Source organism: Mycobacterium sp., from assembly GCF_035603715.1.
Lineage (GTDB): Bacteria > Actinomycetota > Actinomycetes > Mycobacteriales > Mycobacteriaceae > Mycobacterium.
This window is the reverse complement of record NZ_DATNJW010000388.1, coordinates 1-6,024: the sequence shown is the minus strand read 5'-3', so window position 1 is coordinate 6,024 and position 6,024 is coordinate 1. Positions and strand designations below refer to the sequence as shown.

Sequence of the window (6,024 nt, the reverse complement as noted above, 5' to 3'; positions counted from 1 at the left end):
CCCGCGAAACCTACGCACAGCGTGCGTTTTTCCCGTTCGGCGGCGAGATGGCGCCACTCGATCGGGCTTGGGACCAAGAACCCTGGAGCAATGGCGGTCAACGCAACGAAGGAGTGCCCTCGTGACCAGCATCCAACAACGATTGTCGACCGGGCGGGGGAAGTTCACCACCGACTACCCCGAACTGGGAACAGCCCCGGTCAACTACGAAGACTCCATCTCCGAGGAATTCTTCACCGCCGAACGCGAAGCCGTGTTCAAGCGAAACTGGTTGTGCATCGGGCGAATCGAACGACTGCCGCGCAAGGGCTCGTACTTCACCCGCGACCTGCCCGGACGTCTTGCCTCGATTGTGATTGCGCGTGACCTCGACGACACGGTGCACGCGTTTCACAACGTGTGCGCGCACCGCGGCAACAAGGTGGTCTGGCAGGAACACCCCGGCGAGGAATCCTCGGGTAACTGCCGCGCGTTCTCCTGCAAGTACCACGGCTGGCGTTACGGCCTGGACGGCAAGGTCAACCACATCACCAACGAGGGCGAGTTCTTCAACCTGGACAAGGACTCACTGCGGATGCCGCCGGTGCATTGCGAGGTGTGGGCGGGTTTCATCTTCATCAATCTCGCGGACGACCCGGTTCCGTTGCGCAGCTTCCTCGGCGACGGACTGCTGCCCATTGAGGGCTATCCATTCGAGAAAATGACCCAGCACTACGGCTTCTCGACTCGGATCAACGGCAACTGGAAACTCGCCGTCGACTCGGTATGCGAGTGGTACCACCCGCCGTACGTGCACGGCCGTTTCATCGACCCGGACGTCTCCAAAGCCGAGATGATGGTGCCGCCCGTCGACTCGTACCACTACGAGCTATTCCGCCCGCACATGCTCACCTCGGTTCCCGGACCGCCGCCACTGCCGTCGCGCGAACCTGGCACCGCGGGACCGGCCCGCCAGGACCAGCGCTGGGTCTACAAGCTGTTCCGCGCAGGGCTTTTCGGTCCCGACGACGTTCCCGACATCGGACTCGACAACGATGGAGCCGACTTCCTCAACCGCGGCAACATCGCATCGTGGGGCAATGACCAGTTCTGGCTCTTCCCGAACATCTCGATCCAGATCTGGGCACGCGGGTACTACATCACCTACACCTACTGGCCGGAAACGGTCGACTCGCACATCTACGAGATCGATCTGTACTTCGTGCCGCCGGCGAACGCCGCCGATCGCCTCGCACAGGAATTGGTGGTCGACAGCACGATCGAATTCGCCATGCAGGACGTGAACACCATCGAGGCCACCCATTCCGCGCTGAAAACACGAGCGCAGAACACCTTTCACCTCAGCGACCAGGAGCTGCTCATCCGCCAGTTCCACACGGTCATTCGGGACACCGTCGGCGCTTACCAGTCGGCCAACAGCACGCGGGAGGCATAGTGCCACTGCCACAGGAATTCTCTGACCTCGAGCCGTTCGTCGTCGACTGGGCGCTGCCGACTCGGGCGCAACGTTATGAAGCCAGGCTGTCGAAGCCTTTCGACGAGCTGGTCGGCTTCTACGACGCGGTGGCGCCGCGGGCCGAGGAGGCGATCGCCTATCTCAACGGTCTCGACATCGACGATTTACCGGACGACGCGACAACGCTGCTGCGCCTGCTGTATTCGATGATCCTGGTCTCCTACGCCGTCAACGTGTTCAAGCAGAACCGGATCCCCGACTCGGGTGCCGCCTTCTTCGAGATGGTCGCTGAGCCGGCGGTGTGATAGGACTCCGAAGGTGACCGCATCCGCCCGACCCAAGGCACGCGACTCCAGCACGCGCGACATGCTGATCGCCGCGACGAGTCAGATCATGGTCGAGGAGGGTTACGCCGCGGCCACCTCACGCCGGGTCGCGGCCCAGGCGGGGGTCAAGCCGGCGCTGGTGCACTATTACTTCCCGACCATGGACGAGCTGTATCTGGCGGTTTTCCGGATTGGCGCCGCGGGATACCTGGAAAGTCAGCAGAAGGCGTTAGGGTCCGACCGACCACTGCATGCGTTCTGGGATACCCTCATCGCACCCAAGGACACCCGATTGCTGCTGGAGTTCATGGGACTTGCCAACCACCGCAAGGAAATCCGTGCGGAGATCGCGGCCTGGTCGGAGCGTTGGCGCGAAATGCAGATCACCGCACTGAATTTCATCGTCCGCGAACATCACCTCGACGCGAACGAATACCCGCCGGCCGGGCTGGCCGTTGTCATCGCCGCGATCGGGCGCACCCTGATCCTTGAGGAGGGACTGGGCTCTTCGGGCGGCCACCGGGAAGCTGTCGCACTGGTGAACCGCTTCCTGGACCGATTCGAAATGCCGGAGCCCAAGGCCCATCGCGGCCACGGCGCGGATTAGGGCTAATCCCCCTCGCCGCATCGTTGCCGGATTTACCATGCGATCCTGAGCGCGCGACTCGCGGCGCTCGAGGAGGCCCGCCATGGCACTGCCCGCATTGGTCCTTGTACACGGGGGCGGACTCGCGGCCGATTCTTGGAAGCTCACGACCGATGAGATCCAGCGGTTGGCACCGGACTTAACCGTGCTTGCCCTCGACATGCCCGGGCGGCGGGGCAAGCCTGGCAACCTGAAGGAGATGTCGATCGCTGACTGCGTCGATTCGCTCATCGGCGACATCGAGAGCACAGGGTTGACGGACATCGTCATCGTTGGCCATTCAATCGGCGGCATGACGCTGCCCGGTATGGCAAGCAAGTTGGGAACCGCCAGAGTCCGCGAACTGATCTTCGCTGCGTCGTTCCTTCCGCCCGAAGGCGAGACGCTTGTGGATACCTTGCCATGGCTACTCGCAAAAATCGCTCGACGCTTCGCGAAAAGAGGTGTGCCACGCCAAACACCAAGCTTGCTAGCGCGTTTCGCGTACATGAACGGTGTTCCGGCACATCGCCGCCGATTCATGCGCGGCAAGCTCTATCCGGAATCACTCCACATGCTGACGGAGAAAGTGTCTTGGCGCGGAATGCCTCATGACATTCCTCGCACCTGGATCCTCACCCTGGGCGATCGTGCGCTCGCCCCGAATGTGCAACGAAAGAATATCGAAGCGCTCGGCGGCGTGCAGACGCTGATCGAGATGAAGGGCTGTCACATGATGATGGTCAGTGCGCCGGAACAGCTGGCAGAAATCCTCGTCGGCCGCTGCCGGCTCTACGCGTAGCCCTTATCAGGGCAGCAGGATCCGGAGCTTCTCCCACCCGCGCACGGTAGACGTCGACGCGAGTTGTGCTGTCTCGTAGTCGATATCCCACTCGGGCCAGCGGTTGAGGATCTCGTCCAGCGCGACGCGGCCCTCCAGCCGGGCGAGGTTGGCTCCCAGGCAGTAGTGCACACCTTTGCCGAAAGTGATGTGCGAGATGTTGTCGCGATGAATGTTGAAAAGGTCCGGGTCGGCGTATCGGCGGGGGTCGCGATTGGCCGCGCCGAACAGCAGCAGCATCGCGCTGCCGGCCGGGATAGTGGTGCCGTAGCACTCGAAATCCTGTGCCATCCAACGGGCCACGTGCGGCCCGGTGGGCTCGAACCGCAGCGTCTCATCGACGGTGCGATTCAGCAGTGAACGATCCTGCTCGATCTCGCGGCGCTGATCGGGGTGTTCGGCCAGCACCTTGGCCAGCCACCCGATCAGCCGGCCCGTCGTCTCGTTCCCCGCACCCGCGACCACCTGGGTGTAGTGCAGCACCTCTTTGCGCGTCAGCTTCCGGCACACACCATGCTCGTCGTCGAACTCGACGTTGAGCAGTGTCGTCATCAGGTCGTCGGACGGGTTCTTGGATCGCCATTCGACGTAGTCGGCGTAGATCCGCCCGTCGGCGATGGAGTCGGCGTTCGCGACCTTGAGCGGCGTCCCCGGCTTGGTACGCAGGTTGGCGTCGTTGGCGTCGCGCACCGAGACCTGCTCGGATTCGGGGATCCCCAACAGCATTCCGATCACCCGCATCGGCATCATCGACGCAAGCTCGGCGATGATGTCGAACCCGTCGGACCCGACGTGCGGGTCCAGGCATCCCACGCAGTAGGCCCGAATCTGGTCTTCGATCTCGGCCATCCGGCGGGGGGTGAACACCCGCGACATCAGACCGCGCAGCATCGAATGCTCAGGCGGATCCTGAAACATCATCACGCCACCGGGCATGTCGAATTTCGACTTCACCAATTCGAGGATGTCGCTGCGCCGGCTGGAAAAGACCTGCCAGTTCGCCAGCGCCTGCTCGACGTCGGAATGTCTTGAGATGGCCCAGAAGTCGTATTGCTCGTTGTAGTAGATCGGCGCTTCCTCGCGCAGCCGCGCGTAGGTCGGATACGGATCGGTGTTGATCCCCGTGTCATAGGGGTCGTAGTAGACGTCGGTTTCATGTGCGACGGTCATCGATGCTTCCTTACTTCAGGCAGCTGCCGGCGTCGACCGGTAGCGCCACCCCTCCGTTGCAGCGTTTTGGGCGATCGCCCAATTCTGGGCGCACGCCATGTTTAGCAGCCGTGTGCGGCGCCCGTCAAGGCCCCACGAATAGACCTCTGATAAGCGGGTATCCGGTCGCGATAGGCGGCAGAATGGCTGGACGATGCGTCAGCCACATTCGATGGGAAGCAGGGGCAGTCCATGAAATTCATCCCGAAAGCTTCGGCGATATGCGCGGCGGCGGTGACCGCGCTGGCCGCCAGCGCCGCAACGGCGCAGGCAATCGAGCCGGCGTACTTCTACAACAGTGACAACAGCATGCAGGTCAACTATGGCGAGGGCGGCGGGGCCATCTTCGCGACGATCACCGACTTGCGAAACCCACCCGGCGCAATCGAAGTCTGCCAATACCATGCGGTGGGAGTTCAGGGCACGCCCGCGCTGCCCTTCAACCGGCAGACGACGCTTCACGGGCCGAATCCTTCGCCACCGATCACGATCATCTGGCAGCAACTGGGCGGACACTACGCCGTCGACGTGAGTTGCCAGGGTACGGGCAACTCAGCGGCCTTCTCGCCGGTCATCTACTGATCTAAGAGCTCCGACCCGACCTGGCCGAAGTTGCCACACAACGTCTGACCAGGCGTTAAAGTGCTGCTCGTGAGCAGTAGCCGGGCAACCAACGGGCGGGGCCGCTGGCTGGCGTTCGGGGCGACCCTCGTCGTTTCTGCCGCGATGTTGTACGCCCAAAGCACCGAGGCTCCGTGTTGCGACCGAAAACCGACGGCAGCAGCGCCCAGCGCCAGCCCGGTCGCACTCCAGCAGCCCGCGCCACCGGCACCGCCGCCATCGCCGGCACCACAGCTGCGGGTAGCCAGTCCCGCTGAATTGAAGTCGTTGACGGCCGACGCCCCGACCACGGCTCAGAGTTTCACCTTCGCGTTGCCCGCCGGCGTCGCGCCCGAGAACGGCCTTCAGGTCAAGACGATCTGGGCGGCTCGCGCCATCAGCCTGCTGTTTCCGCAGATCACGACCATCGGCGGGTATCGCCAAGACGCCTTGAGGTGGCACCCCAACGGGTTGGCGATCGACGTGATGATCCCGAACCACAACTCACCTGACGGCATCGAACTCGGCGATCAGATCGCCGGTTATGCCCTGGCCAACGCCAAACGGTGGGGTGTCGACCACGTGATCTGGCGGCAGAAGATCTACCCGGGGATCGGCAAGCCGAGCTGGACGGCAAACCTGGGGAACGAAACCGCCAACCACTACGACCATGTCCATATCTCCACCGACGGCGGCGGTTACCCGACCGGGCAGGAAACGTATTTCATCGATTCCATGCGTCCCGCGCCGCACTAGTTGCGGCGGTGCTTGCCTCGCGGATAGGAAAACCTCCCTCGTTTCAATGAGGAATCTGGCTTCCGCGCGATTACTGGAGCACCCCTGTGAACAGGATCATTTCCCCCAACAGTCAAGCAGCGTCGAACGCGCCTTCGAGTGCGTCCGTGAATGAGCGAAGTCCTTGTACGCCGCTCAACTACTCGGCCCGCCACCCGCTTCCCCCTCAGGT

The 6,024-nt window shown here is 62.9% G+C and carries 7 protein-coding genes; 6 read left to right on the top strand and 1 reads right to left on the bottom strand.

Translation table 11 applies throughout. The features are described 5' to 3' along the window. Positions 1-121 precede the first annotated feature (121 nt). The 4 genes from VN856_RS16145 to VN856_RS16130 all read left to right on the top strand — a co-directional run bounded on the left by VN856_RS16145 (position 122) and on the right by VN856_RS16130 (position 3,209). Complete coding sequence (locus VN856_RS16145; protein WP_325690758.1) at positions 122-1,435, top strand: aromatic ring-hydroxylating dioxygenase subunit alpha; 1,314 nt, start codon at positions 122-124, stop codon at positions 1,433-1,435. Continuing rightward, positions 1,435-1,761 (top strand): hypothetical protein, encoded by a 327-nt coding sequence (locus tag VN856_RS16140; RefSeq protein WP_325690756.1) that lies wholly within the window; start codon positions 1,435-1,437, stop codon positions 1,759-1,761. Before VN856_RS16145 ends, VN856_RS16140 begins: the two co-directional genes overlap by 1 nt. A gap of 61 nt (positions 1,762-1,822) precedes the next feature. Next, positions 1,823-2,389, top strand: a complete 567-nt coding sequence (locus VN856_RS16135; RefSeq protein WP_325690760.1) for a helix-turn-helix domain-containing protein — start codon at positions 1,823-1,825, stop codon at positions 2,387-2,389. Between the two features lie 82 nt (positions 2,390-2,471). Beyond that, entirely contained in the window at positions 2,472-3,209 is a 738-nt protein-coding gene (locus tag VN856_RS16130) for an alpha/beta hydrolase (RefSeq protein ID WP_325690754.1), read from the top strand. Between the two features lie 6 nt (positions 3,210-3,215). Here the strand turns inward: VN856_RS16130 and VN856_RS16125 are convergent, their stop codons facing one another. Next, a complete protein-coding gene (locus VN856_RS16125) occupies positions 3,216-4,418 on the bottom strand; it encodes a cytochrome P450 (RefSeq protein WP_325690752.1) in 1,203 nt (400 codons plus the stop codon). A gap of 231 nt (positions 4,419-4,649) precedes the next feature. Between VN856_RS16125 and VN856_RS16120 the strand changes: the two genes are divergently transcribed. Both VN856_RS16120 and VN856_RS16115 read left to right on the top strand, forming a co-directional pair. Next, entirely contained in the window at positions 4,650-5,039 is a 390-nt protein-coding gene (locus VN856_RS16120) for a hypothetical protein (RefSeq protein ID WP_325690750.1), read from the top strand. A gap of 69 nt (positions 5,040-5,108) precedes the next feature. Further along, positions 5,109-5,813 carry a glycoside hydrolase gene (locus VN856_RS16115; RefSeq protein WP_325690748.1) on the top strand — a complete coding sequence of 235 codons (705 nt, stop codon included), beginning with the start codon at positions 5,109-5,111 and terminating at the stop codon, positions 5,811-5,813. Positions 5,814-6,024 lie beyond the last annotated feature (211 nt).